Here is an 18,017-nt window from a genome sequence, read left to right as displayed (position 1 = left end):
TATGGGAGAGGTTCCGGTCATCAGCGCGGATCTTCCCGTTTCCCGGGGTTGCAGCCCGTCCAGTTCCGCCGCCTGGTCAGGCTGGTCGCCGAGCGTGGCGGGGACGCGACCGCTGACGGCCGGCCGGGCCGGCAGTGGGCTCTCGACCTGCCGGACCGGGTGCTGCTGGTCGCCGCGTACTGCCGGGTCGACCAGATCGCGGTCGTCGACGGCATCCTCATCCCGACCCGGGACCACCGCCTGGCCGCCCAGAGCAAGAACTACCGGTACTCCGCGAACCTGCAGGTCGCCATCGACGCCGCCCGAGTTGTGCCGGTACGAGCCGGTGGCCTTGTCGTTGCCGTGAGGGGCGCCCTGCACCGGAGGGGCGGCAGCATGGACCAGGACGCGCGCGAGCAGGGGCTGCTCACCTTCGCCCGGCTAGTGCAGAACTTGGTAGAGGACTCGCTACATCGCCGGGCCGAGCACGACGCTGCCTGGACTTGAGGGTCTGGCGCTCGGACGCGCCGGCCCGGTACCGGGGTTCTCGACTGGGCCGGATCGAGCACGTTTACGCCTTGGCGGATCTGGTACTCGCAGGTTGACTGCCCCCGGTCAGGGCGGCGCGCACAGTCAACGTGCGAATTTCGCCGTCGCCCGCGGGCGGCATGGGCAGCGAGCAGCCACCCGGAGGGAAGGAAGCCACATGAAGGGCCGACCGAACATCGTCCTCGTCCACGGCGCATGGGCCGACGGCTCCCACGAACAGCGCCGGAGCCCGTTGTGGTCGTACAGCGGTCGGGGCGCGGCGCGCGCCCGGGGCCACTGAGTCCGGCGGTGCAACAGGAGCAGCGTTACTGAGGGCATGCTCCGGCCGCAGATGGGGGCGATGGTGATGAGAAATGAACGCGGACGAAGCGAGCCCGTGCTGCCGCCGGCATCGCCCCGACCGGCGGTCCTGGCTCAGTTCATCGCCGGTCCCGGGCGCGCGGACGCCGTCCGAGCCGCACTTCTGCAGCTCTGGCAGGTGACCCGGGAGGAAGGCGGCAACCTCACCTACGATGTGCATCAGCTGAAGAACAATCCGGCCGCGTTCTACGTGCTCGGCAATTGGGCGGACGAGCAGGCCCTGGACGCGCATATGGCGAGTGCGCACGTGCGGCGGTGCCTCACGGAGACCGTCGCGGGAGAGATCGTCACCCAGTACGCGCAGTGGCGAGTGCGGTTGCTGTCGGAACCCGACGCCCGCTCCGAGCGCCCGCGGCCGGTCGGGAACTCCCCGATTCAGGTGACCCTCGTGCCGTTCTTCACGATCAGGGCTGGCGAGGAGGCCGCGGTTCGCGACTGTCACCTGGAGATGGTCCCGATCACCCGCGCCGAGCCCGGGTGCCTGGGCTACGACCTCTACCAGTCGGTCGAGGACCCGTCCGTCATGTTCCTGTACGAGAACTGGACCGACCAGGCGGCCCTCGACAGACACATGAACACGTCCGACTTCTACCGCATCGTCCGGGGTGAAATCGACAAACGCCTCGTCGCCCCGTGGACCGCGCACGTGCTGACGATGATCAGCGATCCCCCGATGACGAGGGCGTGAGGGATGAGAGCTGTCGTGTATCGCGACGTGCGCAGCGTCGATGTGTGCGATGTTCCCGAGCCGGCGGTGCGGGAGGAGACCGACGCGGTTGTGCGGGTCACCTCCACGGCTCTGTGCGGCACGGATCTGCACATGTACGACGGGCGCACGGGCGCGCAGCCCGGTTTGGTTCTCGGTCACGAGCCGTTGGGTGTGGTCGAGCGCGTGGGGTCTGCGGTGCAGACGGTCGGCCCGGGCACCCGGGTGGTGGTTCCCACCCACCTGTTCTGCGGCGTCTGCGCCATGTGCGCCCGGGGACTGTCCGCCCTGTGCCTTCGGGCACGGGCCGAGGGGCCGGGCGCCGCGTACGGCTACGCGGGCATGGGCCCCTATCCGGGTGCGCAGGCCGAACTGCTGCGGGTGCCGTGGGCCGACACGAACTGTCTACCGGTGCCGGGAGAGCCGGGCGACGCGTACGAGGACGATTTCGTTCTGCTCGCCGACGCGTTTGTCACCGGCTGGCACGCGGCGGCCACCCTTGCGGACGTCCGGGCCGGGGACACCGTCGCCGTGTTTGGCGCCGGCTCGATCGGACTGCTCGCCGCGTACTCCGCCAGCCTGCTCGGCGCCCGCGTCGTCTACAGCGTCGACCACGTCGACGCCCGGCTGGACAAGGCCGGAGAACTGGGGGCGGTGCCCATCGACTTCCGCCAGGGTGATCCGGTCGAGCAGATCCGCGAGGACCGAGCCCGCCACGGCCTGCCGCTGGGCGAGGAGAAGCTGCCGGGTGTGGACAAGATCGTCGACGCGGTCGGCTTCCAGGCTGACGACCGCGCCCACCCCGACCGCGAGCGCGCCGACCAGGTGCTCGCCGACGCCGCCCGCCTGGTCAATCCCGGCGGCGCGATCGGCGTCGCCGGCGTATACCCGGAGAAGGACCGCACACCCCAAGCGGGCGGTACCACCGACGGACACCTCACCGCCCCCTGGGGCACGCTCTTCGCCAAGGGCATCGCGGTGCGATTCGGGCGTACCCACGACCGCCGCTACACCCGGCTGCTGCGCGACATGGTGACCTCCGGACGGGCCCGACCCGGCACGATCATCACCCACCACGGCAGCCTGGACGACGCCCCGAACCTTTACCGACGGTTCGACCAACGGCAGGAACTGATCAAGGCGGTTCTTCGCCCCTGAGGGTCGGTTCCGATGCTTCTCCGCCCGCCGAGGCGCTCGATCCGCGGAGGTGATGCTTCGGCCGCCGGCAAAGCGCTGGTCAGGGCTCGCGGCTCCCCGGTCGGCCCGTGACATGATGGCGCCCATGGGGAAACAGCAGGATGTCAGCGGGTCCAACCGTCACCGGGGGTCAGGTGCCGCCGCAGACGGTGTGACGGGTGGCAGCGTCGATGCGCGCCTCGCCTTCGCGCAGGATCCCACTACGCCGCAGATGACCCTCATCGACCTGGCGTCCGACCCGTCGGCCGTGGTCCGTGCGGCGGTCGCGACCCGCACCGACGCGCCCGCGCAGGCACTGCGACCACTGACCCGGGACCATGATCGTCACGTCCGGGAGGCCGTGGCGAGGAACCCCTCGACCTCGGTCGCCAATCTCCTGCGACTCGTCAAGGACGCCGACCGGTGGGTCCGCTGGGGGGTCGCCGGCAACCCGGCCTGCGACGAGTCGATTCGCCGGGTGATGGCGGAGGCCCCCGACAAGGAGCTTCGTGGTCTCCTCGCGGAGAGGCGCGAACTGGAGCCCGAGCTCGCCGCGCGGCTGGTCGACGACGTTTCACCAGAGGTACGGGAACGACTGGCCACCCACACCCACGACCCCGACGTGATCACCACACTGATGGCCGATCGCACCGCACGCGTACGCAAGGGGCTCGCCCGCAACCCGCGGACCACCACCGCCCAGCGCAGCGCACTCGCCCAGGATCCCGTGGCGGACGTCCGCGCTGCGCTGGTGCTCACGGTCGAGCTGACCGAGGCAGATCTGCGAGACCTGGTTGACGACCGCTCGGTGCAGGTGCGGATGGCGATGGCGACGTCGGAGGTGGTCCCGCCGCACATCCGGCAGGCGCTCGGTAGCGATCCCGACGAGATGGTTGCCGGTGCGGCGCGCGACTTCCGCCCCGGGTCGGGCAACTCCTCGGTGGTACGGGCTCCGCGCGTCGGTCAGCGGGCCTCCGGGACCGGCCGAGGCCGACCGGGCGGCGCCCGACGCTGAGGCCAGCGGTGCCAGGCCGCCGTCCTTGCGCTGGGGTGGGGGTCAGCCGATGCTGACCCGGACCGGTTCGCCATCCAGGGCCCTCATGGTCAGCGTGGTCCGACCGCCGGCGACGGCCAGCTTGCCCCGGTCGGCGTGTACCGGCCGGTCGGTGGCGAAGACAGCAACATCCTCGGTCTGGGTCGGCCGGAGCAGCACCTCCGAGCCGTTCCGGGCCACCAGTTCGCAGCTGCTCTCCAGCAGCGTGGCGGGCCCGACGCGGACCCCGGCGGGCAGCATCAGTCCGGCGCGGGCGTCGATCCGCAGCCGCCGGCCGGACAGCACCGGCTCGTCCCGGTGCCACAAGCCGAACTCGATCGCCGACGGCGCGACGTTGATCAGGTGAAGCAGCCGCTGGCCGGATCGGTCCACGGTCGACGTAGCCAGCAGCCCGGGTTCGCCCGCGTCGTGCCGGAGCCGGGGCCGCACCCCTAGCCGGTCCAGCGCTGCTTGCCAGAAGTCCAGGTGGCACGGGTAGTCGGTGGCGATCACCATAGCCCGGCCGGCGCCCACGGTCACCTCGGCGCCGCACGCCCGGCCGGAGCCGACCTCGGTGAGCAGCCGTTCACCGGACCCGGTGAGCAGTTGGGCGTAGCCGACCCGGACCTCGGCGGGGCCGGCCGCCCAGTCGCGGCCCACCACCGACGGGAAGTAGTGCGGGCCGCCCTCCAGCCAGCCGTCTGCCCGCAATCCGAGCGCGTCGGCCAGCAGGGTGCACGGCGTGCCGTCGTGGTCGCGGGTGGGCAGCGGTCCGTGCAGCAACAACCGGCCGCCGGCCCGCAGATGGTCGACCAGCCGCTGCTGGACGTCCGAACCGAGGGTGGGGGCGGTGGCCAGCACCAGCACCGGCGGCGCGCCGCCCGGCGCCGGAGCCTGCAGGTCCACCGCGGGGAACGAGTAGCCGGCGAGCAGCAGCGCCCGCGCCAGCACGTCCCGCGCGCCCATGCCGCGGAACCGTTCCAGCTCGGCGATCTGCTCCGCGCGGTTGGTGGACGCCGGGTGGTGGTACTCGGTCAGGTAGTGGTCGGGAACGAAGCCGAGGGCGAACCCGTCGTGTTCCTCGTCGCCGTCGGCGAGCAGGTCGGCCACCCCGCATACGGTGTGTAGCGCCCGTCGGGCCGCGGCGTACGTCGAGTTGAGGCGGCCCTCCGGTCCGACCGGGGCGGCGAAGCCGTGCCGCTCGCCGGTGAACGCGATCCGGTCGTTGCCGTCGCCGACCGGCTCGGCCAGCGGCGGGTTGTGGCCGCCGGCGAACAGGTAGAGGTTGAGCAGGCGGTTGCCCTGTGCCACGCAGAGCCGGGTTTTCAGGTCGATCGCCTCGGGCGGGTAGAGCGTCGACAGGTCCTCGCCGTAGTCGCCGTTGCCGGCCTCGAACTCCAGGCAGGTCAGCGGCTGGTCGCCGTCGTGCACGGCGGCCAGGAACGCGTTGGACACGTACAGGTCGGCGACGTTGGTGACGGTCAGGTCGCCGAGGTAGTAGTCCGAGCCGGAGGTGAGTTGCGGCTGCCCACGATACGACTCCATGAGCTGACTGATCCCGATCGGGAAGGTGCGCCCCCGCCCGCCGCTGGTGCCGTGCACGTTGACCAGGAACGGCACCCCGGTCAACCCGTATCGCTCGGCGCTGGTCCGCAGCGCCGTCACGTACCGGCGGTAGCGGTCCCGCATGTAGCGTCCGAGGTCGTCGTGCAGCGCCAGGGAGCGTTCCTCGGCCGGGGTGCGCAGCGCGGCAGACCACGCCGCCGGATCGGCCGGGTCGGCGCCGATCCGCGCCGCGGCGGTGTCCTTGCCGTACCGCTCGACGGCCCATCGGGCCAGGTCGGCGCAGAGTCCGTCGGTGAGGTCGGGGGAGTTGGTCACCCACGACAGCATCCCGATCTCGTTGTCCAGTTGGACCGCCACCACGGGGCCGCCGCGCGCCGCGAGCCGCTCCGCGACCAGCGGCATCACCTGGGCGTACCAGCCGTCGGCGGCGGCGAGGAACTCGGGCGCCAGGTAGTCGATGGTGCGGGTGCTGATCGGCGCGCCGTCCCAGGTGGTGGGGAGCAGGTGCGGGTGCTCGTCGTACACCCGGTAGGGGATGCCCTCGTTCTTGACCTCGGCCATGATGAACGGGCCGGGGCGGACCACGGCCCGTAGCCCGTGCTGGTGCGCGAGGTCGAGGAAGCCGGCCAGGTCGCGTTGCTCGTGAGTGCGCCCGGTCAGGTCGACCGAGCCGTCGGGGAGTTCGTGCCACAGCCACGGCACGTAGGTGGCGACGGTGTCGCCGCCGCAGTCGCGGAGCTGGTCGAGCCGGTCTGCCCAGTCGGCCCGGGCGAGGCGGAAGTAGTGCACCTCGCCGGCGAGCAGTAGCTCGGGCTGGCCGTCGACGAGGATCCGGCGATCCCGGAGCAGCACTTCTGTCATCTGGGGCAGAGCTCCTCACCGGGCAGATTGTGGATCAGAGACTTGTGAACTTCGTCTCGGCTGCCTATGGTCGGCTGAAACCGGTTTCTGTTAACCGCACGTTACGGATCGAGGGAGCGATGAGCAACAGCCGCATGACGGTTCGCGAGATTGCGAAGCTCGCCGGCGTCTCCGTGGCCACCGTCTCCCGGGTCTCCAACGGCACCGGACAGGTCTCCGAGGAGATGCGCCGTCGGGTGCTGAACGCGATCGAGGAGCACGGATATCGCCCCGACCACCTCGGTCGGGCCCTGGCCGCGGGTCGGCACGGTGCTCTCGGCCTGGTCTTCCCCGGCCTGTCCGGCCCCTACTTCACCGAACTGATCCAGGGCTTCGAGTCCGAGGCGGTGCCGTCCCGGGCCAGCGTGCACATCCTCTGCACGCACCTACGCTCCGACTCCGATGACCAGGTGCTGGAGATGGGCCGCCGGGTGGACGGTGTCGCCGTCATGGGCGGCACCATCTCCGACGAGGCGCTGCTCCGGCTGGCCAAGATGGTCCCCGTGGTGGTGGTCGCCGGCGAGGGTCCCGGCGACATCCCCTCGGTACGCGCCGACAACGCCGGCAGCATGCTGGCGCTCACCCGGCACCTGCTCACCGACCACGACCTGCGCGATCTGGTCTTCTTTGGGAACCCGGCGGGCTCGCCCGACGTCAGTGAACGCTGGGCCGCCTTCCGGCGGGCGCACCGCGACCTCGGCATCGAGCCGCCCGCCGAGCCGGTCGCGGTCAGCATGCAGCAGGCCGACGGGGTGCTCGTCGCCGACCAGTTGCTGGGCGGCACGCACCGGCCCGCCGGGGTGGTCTGCGCCAACGACGAGATTGCTCTCGGTGTGCTGGTCGGCGCCCTTGGCCGGGGCCTGCGGGTGCCGCAGGATCTGATCCTCACCGGCTTCGACGACATGCCGGCCGCCGCGCTCGTCAACCCCGCCCTGACCACCGTCCGGCAACCCGTATGCGAGCTCACCGCCGAGGCGGCCCGGCTGATCCTGCGTGCCGCCGGCCAGCCCGGCGACACCCCTGCGGGCAGTCTCGTGCTGCCGACCGAACTCGTCCTGCGCCGCAGTTGCGGCTGTCCGGCGCCCCTTACTGGAGGTGCCGGCAGGTGAACAGCTCACACCCTGGAAACCACCACCCCCCTGGAGGTACGACATGAGAAGTAGGCGGTTAGCCGCTGCGGCTGGGGTCGTCCTGGCCGCGTCGGTCGCGTTGGCCGGTTGTGGCCGTGACTCGGGCGGCGGCCAGGAAGAGGCGAAGTCCGTCGACGCAGGCAAGGCGAGCGGGGACATCACCGTCTGGGCGATGGGCAGCGAAGGCGAGAAGCTTGCCGAGTTCGCGAAGGAGTTCTCCACCGAGAACCCCGACGCCAAGGTCTCCGTGACGGCGGTGCCCTGGGACGCGGCGCACCAGAAGATCGCGAGCGCCATCGCCGCGAAGCAGACCCCGGACGTGTCGATGATCGGTACCACCTGGCAGGGCGAGTTCGCCAAGACCGGCGCGCTCGACCCGACCCCGTCGGATCTGATCAAGAAGGACGACTTCTTCCCCGGCGCCTGGGACACCACGATCGTTGACAGCACCTCGTACGGCGTCCCGTGGTACGTCGAGACCCGGCTGATCTACTACCGCAAGGACCTGGCCGCCAAGGCCGGGTTCCCGGACGGCCCGAAGACGTGGGACGACCTCAAGGCCATGGCCAAGGGCATGAAGGAGAAGGCCGGCGCCAAGTGGGGCCTCAACCTCCAGCCCGGCAAGACCGGCAGTTGGCAGTCGGTCCTGCCGTTCGCCTGGTCCAACGGCGCCGACGTGGCCAGCGCCGACAAGCTGAACTTCGACACCCCGGAGATGATCGAGGCGCTCGGCTACTACCAGTCCTTCTTCAAGGAGGGTCTGTCCCCGACCGCGCTGCCGGACGGCTCGCTCGAGCCCGGCTTCGTCAAGGGTGAGATCGGCGCGTTCATCTCCGGCCCGTGGCACATGGGTATCGTCGAGGAGCAGGGCGGCGCCGGCTTCAAGGACAAGTACGCGGTCGCCCAGATGCCGACGAAGAAGTCGTCGGCCTCGTTCATCGGCGGCAGCAACCTCGCGGTCTTCAAGGACGCCAGGAACCGTGACGGCGGCTGGAAGTTCGTGCAGTGGCTGAGCAAGCCCGAGGTGCAGGTCAAGTGGTACCAGGCGGTCAAGGATCTGCCCGCCGTGCAATCGGCCTGGACCGACTCGACGCTTACCGGCGACACGTTCCTGACCGCGTTCGGCCAGCAGCTCAAGAGTGCCAAGGCGCCGCCGGCGATCACGACCTGGGAGCAGATCGCGGCCGCGTTCGACCTCGAGGTCGAGAAGCTGTGTAAGCAGAACGTCGACCCGGCCGCGACCGCGAAGGCGATCCAGCAGCAGGCGAGCGCCATCGGGACCGGGAGCTGACATGACCGGCGCCTCCGCGGCGACGGCACCGGCGCGACCGGCCGGGGCGACCAGCCCCGACCGGCCCGCCGGGTCGGTCCGGCGGCGTCAACGCCTGCGGCGGGCGCTGACCGGCTGGGCCTTCTCCGCGCCCTTCACCGTGTTGTTCCTCGTGTTCATGGCGCTGCCGGTGGTGGCGTCGCTGCTCATGAGCTTCACCGATCTGCGCTCCATCGATCTGCGCAACCCGCTCGCCGTCAACGTCGTCGGCATCGACAACTACACCCGCCTGTTCTCCGACGACCTGTTCCTGCGGTCGTCGGTCAACACGCTGGCGTTCGTCGTCGTCGGGGTGCCGCTGACGATGGTGCTGGCGCTGGCCGCGGCGACCGCGCTCAACTCCGGGCTCGTACGCTTCCGCGCGCTGTTCCGGGTCGGTTTCTACCTACCGGTCGTGACCAGCATCGTGGCGATCGCGGTGGTCTGGCGCTTCCTGCTCGACCCCGAGATCGGGCTGGTCAACAACCTGCTGCGACTGGCCGGGATCGACGGGCCGAGCTGGCTGTTCGACACCAGGCTCGCGTTGCCGTCGCTGATCGCCATGGCGGCATGGCGCAACTTCGGCTTCCTGATGGTGATCTTCCTGGCCGGACTCCAGGCGGTGCCTGCCGACCTCTACGAGGCGGCGACGCTCGACGGCGCGACGCGGTGGCAGCAGTTCCGCAACGTCACCCTGCCGATGCTCCGGCCGACGCTGCTCTTCGGCGGGGTGGTCACCGGCATCGGCTACCTCCAGCTCTTCGAGGAGCCGTTCGTCATGACGCAGGGCGGTCCGCTCTCCTCGACGTTGTCGGTGTCGTTCCACATCTACAACCAGTTCGGCTTCGGCAACTACGGCTACGCCGCCGCCGCCAGCTACGTGCTCTTCCTGGCGATCGTGGCGCTGTCGGTTGTGCAGTTTCGCCTGCTTGGGGAGAGGGACTGACGATGGTCACAAAGGACACCGCCTTGCGTACCCGTGACCGGGTCGCCAAGACCGTGCTCTACGTCGTCCTGGTCCTCGGGCTGCTTGCCGTAGTCGGACCGTTCGTCTGGATGGCGCTCTCGTCGCTCAAGCCGGAACGCGAGATCCGCCAAGTGCCGCCGACCTGGTGGCCCGAGACGATCACGCTCGACAACTTCCGCGAGCTGTTCTCCCGGCTGGACTTCCCGCTCTACTTCTTCAACTCGGCCCTGGTCGCGACCCTGGTCACGATCGGTAACCTGCTGTTCTGCTCGCTCGTCGGATACGCGCTGGCCAAGCTGCGGTTCCCCGGCAAGCGAGCGCTCTTCCTAGCCGTGCTCGGCATGCTCATGGTGCCTGGCATGGTGACCTTCGTCCCGCAGTTCGTGCTGGTCAGCAACATGGGCCTGACCAACACGTACGCCGGCCTGATCCTGCCGTTCCTCGTCGGACCGTTCGGCGTGTTCCTCATGCGGCAGTTTCTCCAGTCGATCCCCGACGACCTCATCGAGGCGGCCCGGGTCGACGGCGCTGGCGAGTTCCGGATCTTCTGGCGGGTGGTGCTTCCGCTGTGCCGGCCAGCATTGGCCACCCTCGGGATCCTCACGTTCCTCGCTTCCTGGAACAACTTCCTGTGGCCCCTCGTGGTCGCCACCACGGAGGACAAGTACACGTTGCCGGTCGCCCTCGCGCTCTACAGCGTCGGCCAGAACCGCACCGACTACGGTCTGCTTCTCTCGGGAGCGGTCGTCGTCGTGCTTCCGGTGCTCATCGTGTTCCTGGTCCTCCAGCGGCACTTCCTGCGCGGCATCGCGACCACTGGAATCAAATGATCCATCCCCGGAACCAGACAAGGAGACCCATGCGACGCCTTCTCGCACCACTCCTCGCGCTGGCGCTCGTGCTGGCAGGCGGCTCGCCCGCCGTCGCGGCACCCGACGAGCGCGGCGCCGACCGGGCCCTGTTCGGCTACGCCAAGGACACCTGGCGGTCGATGGCCGCCATGACCGACCCCGGCACCGGTTTGGTCGCCGACAACATCACCGGTGACCTGGCCGCCGGCAGCCGCTCCACCTACACGTCCCCCACCAACATCGGCGGCTACATGTGGTCCGCGGTGGTCGCCCGCGAGCTCGGCATCATCTCCAAGGCGGAAGCCCGCGATCGGATCGCCAAGACCCTGGACACGCTCGCCCGGCTCAAGCACCACACCGCGTCGGGCATGTACTACAACTGGTACGACCCGCGGGACGGCTCCGTCGTCACGGTCTGGCCCGACGACGGCAACACCGTCTACCCGTTCCTGTCGAGTGTGGACAACGGCTGGCTCGCGGCCGCGCTCAATGTGGTCAAGGGCGCCGTGCCGGAGCTGCGCGGCAAGGCTGACGCGATCCTGCGGAAGATGAACTTCGGCTTCTACTACAACCCGGCGGCGGCCACCCCGTCCGGGGCCAGCGGCCTGATCGCCGGCGGCTTCTGGGACGCGCCGCCCCCGGGATGCTCACGGCAGCGCGACGGCGTCTGGTTCACCTGCAACCACTACGACATCACGGTCACCGAACCGCGCATCGCGACGTACCTCGGCATCGCGATGGGTCAGATCCCGCCAAAGGCGTACTACAACACGATGCGTACCCTGCCGGCCACCTGCGACTGGAGCTGGCACGAGATGCAGCCGGTCGGCTTCAACAGCACATACGAGGGCGTTCCGGTGTACGAGGGCGCGTACCAGTACCGCGACATCCAGTTCGTACCGAGCTGGGGCGGCGACATGTTCGAGGCGCTGATGCCCGACCTGTTCGTGCCCGAAGCACGGTGGGCACCCAACAGCTGGGGCCGCAACCACCCCGCGACGGTCGCCGGCCAGATCGAGCACGGGATGAATGACGCCGGGTACGGCTACTGGGGCTTCTCCCCAGCCAGCGACCCGGCCGGCGGTTACATGGCCTGGGGTGTCGACGCGATGGGCATGGACACCGACGGCTATCCGTCCGATATGGAGCGCTCGAAATACGACGCGGGGTTCGGCGACTGCCGTCCGGCCGGCCCGGAGCCCGAGTACGGCGACGGCGTGGTGACCCCGCACGCCGCGTTCCTCGCTCTCCCGTACGCCAAGGGAGCGGTCGTCGACAACCTCGCCCGGCTCAAGGCGAACTTCGATTCGTACGGCCCCGGCGGCTTCTACGACGCGGTCGCGGTCGGCAGCGGCACCGTGGCCAAGCGTCATCTCTCGCTCGACCAGGCAATGATCATGGGGGCGCTCGGCAACGAGCTCGCCAACGATCTCATCCGCCACGCGTTCGTCTCGCCGCAGTTCGAACGCCGGATCCGCCCGCTGATCGCACAGGAGACGTTCAACGTCCCGGCCAACCAGGACCTTCCACAGCTGCGCGGGGCCGCTTCATGACGGCGAGTGACATCGCGGTGCGGGTGTAGACACCTGTCCAACCCGTGGACCGTGCCATGGGGCATGCGTCGTTCGGTTAGGCAAAGGCCCGGCCACGCTGGATCCGAGAAGTAGGCCCTCAGCCACCGGCTGAGGGCCTACTTCTCCCGGGGGTGGGCCCGCCTCAGGCCCCGGAGACCTCGACCAGGACCGCCCCGGGTTGCGGCAGGACCAACTCGATCACCGCGGTCCCCTCCTCAACGTCCGGCTGCACCTTCTCCGCCGTGAGCTGGTCGGCGGCGCGTAGGGCCGCCCACTGCTCGTCGGTCGGCCAGTCGGCGACGCCCAGCCGGTCCGCGAGGGTGGTGATGTCGCCGTGCTCCCGGTCCAGCCGGGTGACGAGCGCCGGCCGCCCGGCGGCATGGTCGATGACCAGCCGGATCCGCCGGGTCAGCGCCGGATCCCCGTCCCGCTTGCTCTGGTCGAGGGTAGACACCCAGACCAGGACGGCGAGGCTCCCGTCCGCGCGCCGGCTGGCCCAGGTCTGCACCAGGCCGTCAGCGCCGTCGCCGGTAGCCCGTACCGGCAATTCGGTCTCGCCCAGCCGGGCGAGCATGCGCAGCGCGTGGTACCGCGGCTTGGCGACGCCGCCGACGGTGAGCAACCCGAACCCGCCGTGCAGCAGCCTCGGCGGCCGGCCGAGTTCCTCGAAGTGGTCGCTGGCTACCCAGTAAGACAGCGCGTCGACCCTGCCGGCGGCCGACCGCATGCCGGTGAGCAGGAAGGTGCCGGCCGAGGTGCCGTCGTTGACCGGGTGGAAATGGGTGGGGGTGACGCCCCACTCGGTCCACAGGATCCGCGCGTCGGGGAAGCCGAGCCGGGCCAGCGTGGGCCGCAGGTCCAGTGGCGGGCTGCCGTATGTGTGGGTGGAGACGAAGTCGACCGGCGCCCCGGATCGGACGGCGTGCTTCAGCAGCGCATCCACCCAGCCGGCGGCTGCCGAGGACGGGCCGCCGACCGGGATGCGCGGGTCGACGTCTTTGACGGCGCGGGCGGTCACGTCATACAGCCGCATCCACTCCTCCCGGCTGCCGGACCAGAAAACCTCCAGGTTGGCCTCGTTCCACACCTCGAAGTCCCAACCGAGCACCTGCTCGCCGTACCGTTCCAGCAGGTGGGCGACCAGCGCCCGAACCAGCCCGGACCACCGGTCCCAGTCGCGCGGCGGGGAGATGATGCCCCGGTATTCGAAGACCGTGCGGTCCGGGTCGCTGGCCAGGTCGCGGGGCATGAACCCGATCTCCACCACCGGCGTCATTCCGGTGCCCAGGAGCAGGTCGTAAACCTGGTCCACCCGGCTGAAGTCGTACACCGGCTCGCCGTCGACCTCGCGGTAGACGCCGAGGTCGTCGTGCAGGATCGCGTGCGCCCGTACGGTGGTCACGCCGATCTCGTCGCGTACCCGGCGGAGGGCGGCCAGCAACTCGGTGCCGATCTCCCGGCCGCCGGAGCGGTCCCGGCAGAGCAGTTGGGACAGCCGCTCGCTGCCGATCATCGGCTGCCAGGGCCGGTGCAAGGTGGTGCCCGCGGCGTTTGAGTCGAGGTGCAGCGTGACGGTGGGCGGGTCGCCGGCGGCGGGCAGGACGGCCGCCGGAACCGGGTCGCTCAACGCGCCGATCACGGTCACCTCGGGTACGGTGGCCACGGCGTACGCGTACCGTTCGCCGGGGGTGCCGGTGGTGTCGACGTACCAGGTGTCGGGAACGGAGAGCACGTCTCCGCCGAGGTGGTCCACCGGGCTGAACGGCCGGGACACCCGGCCGCCGTCCAGCGTTGCACGATGCACCAGGTAGCCGACCGCGCCATCGACGGGCTGCCAGGAGAGGCGGACGTGTCCGTGGCCGGGGGTGGCGGTCAGCCCGGCTGGCGGTGGCAGGTCGGGTAGCGCGGCCGTGCCGCCTTCGTCGCTGCGACGGGCGATGCGGGCTTCCCAATCGGTCCGGGCGTCGGACGGCTCGGGTCCGTTGGCATTCGTCACCGGGTACCTCCTGGCGGTCGTGGTTGATCCGGTTCGAGGAATGTAACCGGTTACTGCCGAAGGCGCGATCCCACCTGCGCACGACTCTGCACTCGACGAAAACCTCGTTTGTGCAGGTCACGCAGCATGCTCGTACTCGCCGAGGATGCCGCCGAGGCGATCGGGTCTTCGTATGACCGGTCGAACACGGCACCACACTTAGGTACACCGTTGCCGCAAGACTCCAAGATCCGGTTTACTCTTCTGGTTCCAGAGCGAGCGCGACAGCTCAACCGATCAGCGGGCGGCTGACGACGCTGTCGGTGCGGGCGCTCAGTTCCCGGTCCAGGGTCTCCTGCGCGTCGCGCATCGCCTCGGCGTACCGCGGTTCGGCGAGCCGCCGCATTCCTACCTCGGGTGCGACGTCCTCGACCACGGTGCTGGTCCACCGCGATGGACGCGGTGGCGCCGAGCCACGACACCAGGACACCACCGCTGGTCGGCCCGGTGCTCACCGCGCTGCAGGAAGCCCACCAGGACGAACGTGCCGCAGCGCGGCGGACCAGCCGGCCGGAACCCGGCGACCAGCACCGGGAGCCGTCGGTCCAGGAACAGCTGGCCCAGCTGCACGCGATCCGCAAAGACCTGGAACGGCAACTGCCGGAGGCAGCCTACGGTCGCCCCGTCGGCCGCGGCTCGCCCCGGCGTAAGATCGCCGGCCGGAAGTTGACCGCCGCGAGCAACCGCGCCGAACAGCGTGGTCGAGGCGGCGACACCCACCCAGTGAATTGACGAGCGTCGCTTCGTTTCCTAGGTTCTGCGTCATGATTATCAGTGTTCGACGGCTCCTGGCGATGCTGGCCGCCTTCGTGACGGTCACTGCCATCGGCATGCCCGCTGCGGTCGCCGCAGCCGTGGCCCCCATCAACGACCTCGGCACCGGCAGCTACCTCGGCTTCCAGGGCGGGCTGTATCCGGCCGGGCGGAACACCATGCCGGACACCCACCGCACCGCCGGGGTCACCCGAGCCCTCCGCGTACGGCCGCTCGACACCACCGGCGCGCCGAGCGCCAACGGCAGGTACGTCCTGCTCTCCATCGGCATGTCCAACACTACCCAGGAGTTCTGCTCGGGAGATGCCAGCGGGACGTGCGCACCGTTCTCCCTCATCGGTCAGGCCGCCGCGGACCCGCAGGTCAACCATGACAAGCTGGTCATCGTCGACGGCGCCGCGGGCGGCCAGACCGCCGGCACCTGGGACGCGCCGGCCGACGCCAACTACGACCGCGTCCGGGACACCAGACTGGCGCCCCTCGGCCTGACCGAACGACAGGTCCAGGTCGCCTGGGTCAAGGTCGCCAACGCCAACCCGTCGGTGTCCCTGCCGGCGAGCAACGCCGACGCCTACCAACTCGTCACCCAGCAGGGCAACATCCTCCGGGCGTTGAAAAAGCGCTACCCCAACCTGCAGCAGGTCTTCTTCTCCAGCCGGATCTACGGCGGCTACGCCACCACCGGCCTGAACCCCGAGCCGTACGCCTACGAGACCGGCTTCGGCGTCAAGTGGGTGATCCAGGCGCAGATCACCCAGATGTCGGGAGGCGGCACCGATCCTCGGGCCGGCAACCTGGACTACAACAACACCACGGCGTGGGCGGCCTGGGGCCCCTACCTCTGGGCCAACGGCCTCCAGCCCCGCTCCGACGGGCTCGTCTGGGAGCGGTCGGACCTCGGCTCCGACGGTACGCATCCGTCCAACTCAGGACGGCAGAAGGTGGGCAACCTGCTGCTCCGCTTCTTCAAGACCTCACCCCACACGGCCTGCTGGTTCCTCGTCAGCGGCACCTGCGCCTGAGACCCGGCCAGGCGAGTCTCGGCGGATCGCCCGCCGCCACCCTCGCCGGGCAACCGGGCCCCTCAGTGGTCCGCGCAGCAAGGGGTCGGGCTGGGCACCTCGAAGGGCGCGACCCGGTCCGGCCCGGCGGGCGTCACGATCACCGTGAGCGCGGCGTCCCGCCACTGCGGGCAGACGAAATCACGGGTCAGCAACAGGGTTCCGGGGCCGGCGGGCTGGCCGCCCAGCAGGACGACCTCGTCGATCGCGCTGGCGGCCAGCACCTCCCCCACCCGCATCGTCCCGGTCAGCCGTTCCACCCCCGGGAACAGCACCGCCCGGCCGGTACGCAACGCGGCGTGTTCGGCCGTGTCGTGCTCGGCGGCGGCACGCAGCTCCGCCGGCGTGGTCGGTAGCCACGGCGGGCTGTCCGCTCCGCCCGACCCGGCAGGGACCGCGTCCGGCCCGGCCCCGGCCAGGCTGATCGCGACGTGCGGATACGGCTGTCGTACCAGGTGCGTGCAGGCGATCAGGCCGCGGAGGCCGAGCGGCCGCACGACCTCGTGCAGCCAGTGCTCGGCCTCCTCGTCGGTCCGGTGCCCCAGGCTGACGCCGACCGCTCTCACCGCGGCAGCACCCAGCTCGGGTTGGCGTAGAACCACAGGTCGGTCCACGGGTCGGCGGCGCCGATCACATCCATCGCCGGTCCGGCCGGGTCCACCGCGGCACCCATCAGGCCGGGTGCGCTGCGGTTGCCGTCGGTGCCCCGCAGCCGATCGACCGCCGACGCATCGGGGCCACCGCCCACGCCGAGCACGGCGTGGCGGTGCGGCTCGACCCGCACCGGTCGCACGTGCCGGGGCCCGGCGGCGTGGCGCGCTGGGTCCCCGGTCGTTTGCGGTGGCGAGCTGGTACGCGACGGGCGTCGTCTCGCCGTGCGCCTTGCCGGCCGACTGGGCGGACCGATCCGCGTCGACCTCACCGGCGAATGGGCCGAGGTGGAGCTGGTGGCGCTCACCGCCTGCTTCGCGCTGATGAGTCGACGACAGCGGCGCACTCTGATCATGATGGCGGTCGTCGGCTCGGCAGGTGGGTGGGTGACCGCCTGCCCGATGATGAGGCGCGTGCATCAGACGATGCGACGGAGCACGGTCTCCACGGCGTCGATCAGCGGATCACCCTCGGTCCGTGGGTGCCGGGCGAGACCGAGCTCCACGTCCGGCAGGGTCGGCAGGGCGCCCGTGTCGTGGCGGGCCATGCCCGGTTCGAGGTTCGCGGGCATGAATGCCGCGACGCCGAGCCCGGCCCGTACCGCGGCGAGCACCCCGACCAGGCTGTTGCTTTCGAAGGTCACCTGCCAGCGCCGATCGGCACGTTCCAGGGCTTCCAGCACCGACGTACGCCAGAAGCACGGGTTCGAGAACAGCACCACTGGCAGCGGATCGGCGGTCACGTCCACGCCCTGGCCGATCGCCCACACCAGCGGGCAGCGCACCGTCCAGCGCGGTGGCCCGGGAATGTCCGGCACCGCATCGAGGACGAGTTGGACGCGGCCCGCGTCGTAGGCATCCCGCATGGCGGCGTTCGAGTAGGTGAGCACCTCCAACGTCGCGTCGGGGTGCAGCCGGGCGAGGTCGGCGAGGGCCTGCGACAGCTGGGACGCGGCGAGGTCCTCGAGCAGCCCGACGCCACAGTGGCCGGTGAGCGCGCGTCCGGTTTCGGTGAGTGCCTGTGCGGAGAGCGCGAGGATGCGTTCGGCATACGTAGGAGTTCCTCACCAGCCCGGGTCGGCGAGACGCCGGACGTCGACCGGTGCAGCAGCGGTTGGCCGACGACGCCTTCCAACTTGCGCAACTGCTGGCTGAGAGCGGGCTGGGTTTGTCCGAGCGCGGTCGCGGCACGGCTGATGCTGCCCTCCCGCACCGAGGCGACGAACGACCGCAGCAAGGCGGTTTCAAGGTCCCTGGCCATAAGCAACCATTATGCCAGAGCCAACAAAACAACCACTACTTAGAGCGACCGGCAATAGGTAGGGCGTCTGGGCGGACGACCCCGAGGTAGCAAGCAGGCACGGGTCCATTGATCATCGGAGTTCTCTACGCTTCGT

17 protein-coding genes and 2 pseudogenes are annotated in these 18,017 nt (G+C 70.3%); 12 read left to right on the top strand and 7 right to left on the bottom strand.

Annotated elements, in window-relative coordinates:
* Nucleotides 1-48: 48 nt before the first annotated feature.
* The 5 genes and pseudogenes from ACIQG9_RS28175 to ACIQG9_RS28155 all read left to right on the top strand — a co-directional run.
* Nucleotides 49-304 (top strand): annotated as a pseudogene (locus ACIQG9_RS28175) (IS5/IS1182 family transposase); the annotation flags it as partial.
* 381 nt (nt 305-685) lie between these two features.
* Nucleotides 686-808 (top strand): hypothetical protein, encoded by a 123-nt coding sequence (locus ACIQG9_RS28170; protein WP_400408092.1) that lies wholly within the window; start codon nt 686-688, stop codon nt 806-808.
* Between the two features lie 36 nt (nt 809-844).
* Nucleotides 845-1,576, top strand: coding sequence for a putative quinol monooxygenase (locus ACIQG9_RS28165; protein WP_400408090.1), 732 nt, complete (start codon nt 845-847; stop codon nt 1,574-1,576).
* 3 nt (nt 1,577-1,579) lie between these two features.
* Complete coding sequence (locus tag ACIQG9_RS28160) at nt 1,580-2,752, top strand: glutathione-independent formaldehyde dehydrogenase (RefSeq protein WP_400408088.1); 1,173 nt, start codon at nt 1,580-1,582, stop codon at nt 2,750-2,752.
* 49 nt (nt 2,753-2,801) lie between these two features.
* The gene (locus ACIQG9_RS28155; RefSeq protein WP_400408087.1) at nt 2,802-3,785 is read left to right on the top strand and encodes a hypothetical protein; all 984 of its coding nucleotides are present in this window, start codon (nt 2,802-2,804) and stop codon (nt 3,783-3,785) included.
* Between the two features lie 42 nt (nt 3,786-3,827).
* On the opposite strand, the gene ACIQG9_RS28150 is transcribed toward ACIQG9_RS28155, so the two are convergent.
* The gene (locus tag ACIQG9_RS28150) at nt 3,828-6,230 is read right to left on the bottom strand and encodes a beta-galactosidase (protein WP_400408086.1); all 2,403 of its coding nucleotides are present in this window, start codon (nt 6,228-6,230) and stop codon (nt 3,828-3,830) included.
* Between the two features lie 119 nt (nt 6,231-6,349).
* On the opposite strand from ACIQG9_RS28150, the gene ACIQG9_RS28145 reads away from it, so the two are divergent.
* The 5 genes from ACIQG9_RS28145 to ACIQG9_RS28125 all read left to right on the top strand — a co-directional run bounded on the left by ACIQG9_RS28145 (nt 6,350) and on the right by ACIQG9_RS28125 (nt 12,079).
* A complete protein-coding gene (locus ACIQG9_RS28145; RefSeq protein ID WP_400408085.1) occupies nt 6,350-7,378 on the top strand; it encodes a LacI family DNA-binding transcriptional regulator in 1,029 nt (342 codons plus the stop codon).
* 193 nt (nt 7,379-7,571) lie between these two features.
* Nucleotides 7,572-8,690, top strand: coding sequence for a sugar ABC transporter substrate-binding protein (locus tag ACIQG9_RS28140; RefSeq protein ID WP_400408084.1), 1,119 nt, complete (start codon nt 7,572-7,574; stop codon nt 8,688-8,690).
* 1 nt (nt 8,691) lies between these two features.
* Nucleotides 8,692-9,654 (top strand): carbohydrate ABC transporter permease, encoded by a 963-nt coding sequence (locus ACIQG9_RS28135; protein ID WP_400408083.1) that lies wholly within the window; start codon nt 8,692-8,694, stop codon nt 9,652-9,654.
* A gap of 2 nt (nt 9,655-9,656) precedes the next feature.
* On the top strand, nt 9,657-10,505 hold the full coding sequence (locus ACIQG9_RS28130) for a carbohydrate ABC transporter permease (protein ID WP_400408082.1): 849 nt from the start codon (nt 9,657-9,659) through the stop codon (nt 10,503-10,505).
* 29 nt (nt 10,506-10,534) lie between these two features.
* Nucleotides 10,535-12,079, top strand: a complete 1,545-nt coding sequence (locus tag ACIQG9_RS28125) for a DUF3131 domain-containing protein (protein WP_400408080.1) — start codon at nt 10,535-10,537, stop codon at nt 12,077-12,079.
* 163 nt (nt 12,080-12,242) lie between these two features.
* Here ACIQG9_RS28125 and ACIQG9_RS28120 read toward each other — a convergent pair whose 3' ends face one another.
* Complete coding sequence (locus ACIQG9_RS28120; protein ID WP_400408078.1) at nt 12,243-14,096, bottom strand: xylan 1,4-beta-xylosidase; 1,854 nt, start codon at nt 14,094-14,096, stop codon at nt 12,243-12,245.
* Nucleotides 14,097-14,364: 268 nt separating this feature from the next.
* The gene (locus ACIQG9_RS28115) at nt 14,365-14,511 is read right to left on the bottom strand and encodes a hypothetical protein (protein WP_400408077.1); all 147 of its coding nucleotides are present in this window, start codon (nt 14,509-14,511) and stop codon (nt 14,365-14,367) included.
* Nucleotides 14,512-14,528: 17 nt separating this feature from the next.
* Between ACIQG9_RS28115 and ACIQG9_RS28110 the strand changes: the two genes are divergently transcribed.
* Both ACIQG9_RS28110 and ACIQG9_RS28105 read left to right on the top strand, forming a co-directional pair.
* Nucleotides 14,529-14,867: a hypothetical protein gene (locus tag ACIQG9_RS28110; RefSeq protein ID WP_400408075.1), complete on the top strand. Its 339-nt coding sequence runs from the start codon at nt 14,529-14,531 to the stop codon at nt 14,865-14,867.
* Between the two features lie 32 nt (nt 14,868-14,899).
* Complete coding sequence (locus ACIQG9_RS28105) at nt 14,900-15,931, top strand: hypothetical protein (RefSeq protein WP_400408074.1); 1,032 nt, start codon at nt 14,900-14,902, stop codon at nt 15,929-15,931.
* A gap of 62 nt (nt 15,932-15,993) precedes the next feature.
* Here the strand turns inward: ACIQG9_RS28105 and ACIQG9_RS28100 are convergent, their stop codons facing one another.
* The 4 genes and pseudogenes from ACIQG9_RS28100 to ACIQG9_RS28085 all read right to left on the bottom strand — a co-directional run.
* Complete coding sequence (locus ACIQG9_RS28100) at nt 15,994-16,536, bottom strand: hypothetical protein (RefSeq protein ID WP_400408073.1); 543 nt, start codon at nt 16,534-16,536, stop codon at nt 15,994-15,996.
* A complete protein-coding gene (locus tag ACIQG9_RS28095; RefSeq protein ID WP_400408071.1) occupies nt 16,533-16,754 on the bottom strand; it encodes a hypothetical protein in 222 nt (73 codons plus the stop codon). The genes ACIQG9_RS28100 and ACIQG9_RS28095 overlap by 4 nt, the downstream gene beginning before the upstream one ends.
* 285 nt (nt 16,755-17,039) lie before the next feature.
* Nucleotides 17,040-17,660, bottom strand: a complete 621-nt coding sequence (locus ACIQG9_RS28090) for a LysR substrate-binding domain-containing protein (RefSeq protein WP_400408116.1) — start codon at nt 17,658-17,660, stop codon at nt 17,040-17,042.
* A gap of 35 nt (nt 17,661-17,695) precedes the next feature.
* Nucleotides 17,696-17,881: pseudogene (locus ACIQG9_RS28085) on the bottom strand (LysR family transcriptional regulator); the annotation flags it as partial.
* Nucleotides 17,882-18,017: the final 136 nt, after the last annotated feature.

This window comes from Micromonospora sp. NPDC092111, from assembly GCF_044755745.1.
Classification (GTDB): Bacteria; Actinomycetota; Actinomycetes; order Mycobacteriales; family Micromonosporaceae; genus Micromonospora.
This window is presented reverse-complemented; position numbering and strand designations above follow the sequence as displayed.

Coding starts and splice junctions, on each gene's coding strand:
- ACIQG9_RS28110 (WP_400408075.1), top strand. CDS start 14,529: ATGGACGCGGTGGCGCCGAGCCACGACACCAGGACACCACCGCTGGTC.
- ACIQG9_RS28135 (WP_400408083.1), top strand. CDS start 8,692: ATGACCGGCGCCTCCGCGGCGACGGCACCGGCGCGACCGGCCGGGGCG.
- ACIQG9_RS28130 (WP_400408082.1), top strand. CDS start 9,657: ATGGTCACAAAGGACACCGCCTTGCGTACCCGTGACCGGGTCGCCAAG.
- ACIQG9_RS28105 (WP_400408074.1), top strand. CDS start 14,900: ATGATTATCAGTGTTCGACGGCTCCTGGCGATGCTGGCCGCCTTCGTG.
- ACIQG9_RS28160 (WP_400408088.1), top strand. CDS start 1,580: ATGAGAGCTGTCGTGTATCGCGACGTGCGCAGCGTCGATGTGTGCGAT.
- ACIQG9_RS28170 (WP_400408092.1), top strand. CDS start 686: ATGAAGGGCCGACCGAACATCGTCCTCGTCCACGGCGCATGGGCCGAC.
- ACIQG9_RS28165 (WP_400408090.1), top strand. CDS start 845: ATGCTCCGGCCGCAGATGGGGGCGATGGTGATGAGAAATGAACGCGGA.
- ACIQG9_RS28145 (WP_400408085.1), top strand. CDS start 6,350: ATGAGCAACAGCCGCATGACGGTTCGCGAGATTGCGAAGCTCGCCGGC.
- ACIQG9_RS28140 (WP_400408084.1), top strand. CDS start 7,572: ATGGGCAGCGAAGGCGAGAAGCTTGCCGAGTTCGCGAAGGAGTTCTCC.
- ACIQG9_RS28125 (WP_400408080.1), top strand. CDS start 10,535: ATGCGACGCCTTCTCGCACCACTCCTCGCGCTGGCGCTCGTGCTGGCA.
- ACIQG9_RS28150 (WP_400408086.1), bottom strand. CDS start 6,230: ATGACAGAAGTGCTGCTCCGGGATCGCCGGATCCTCGTCGACGGCCAG.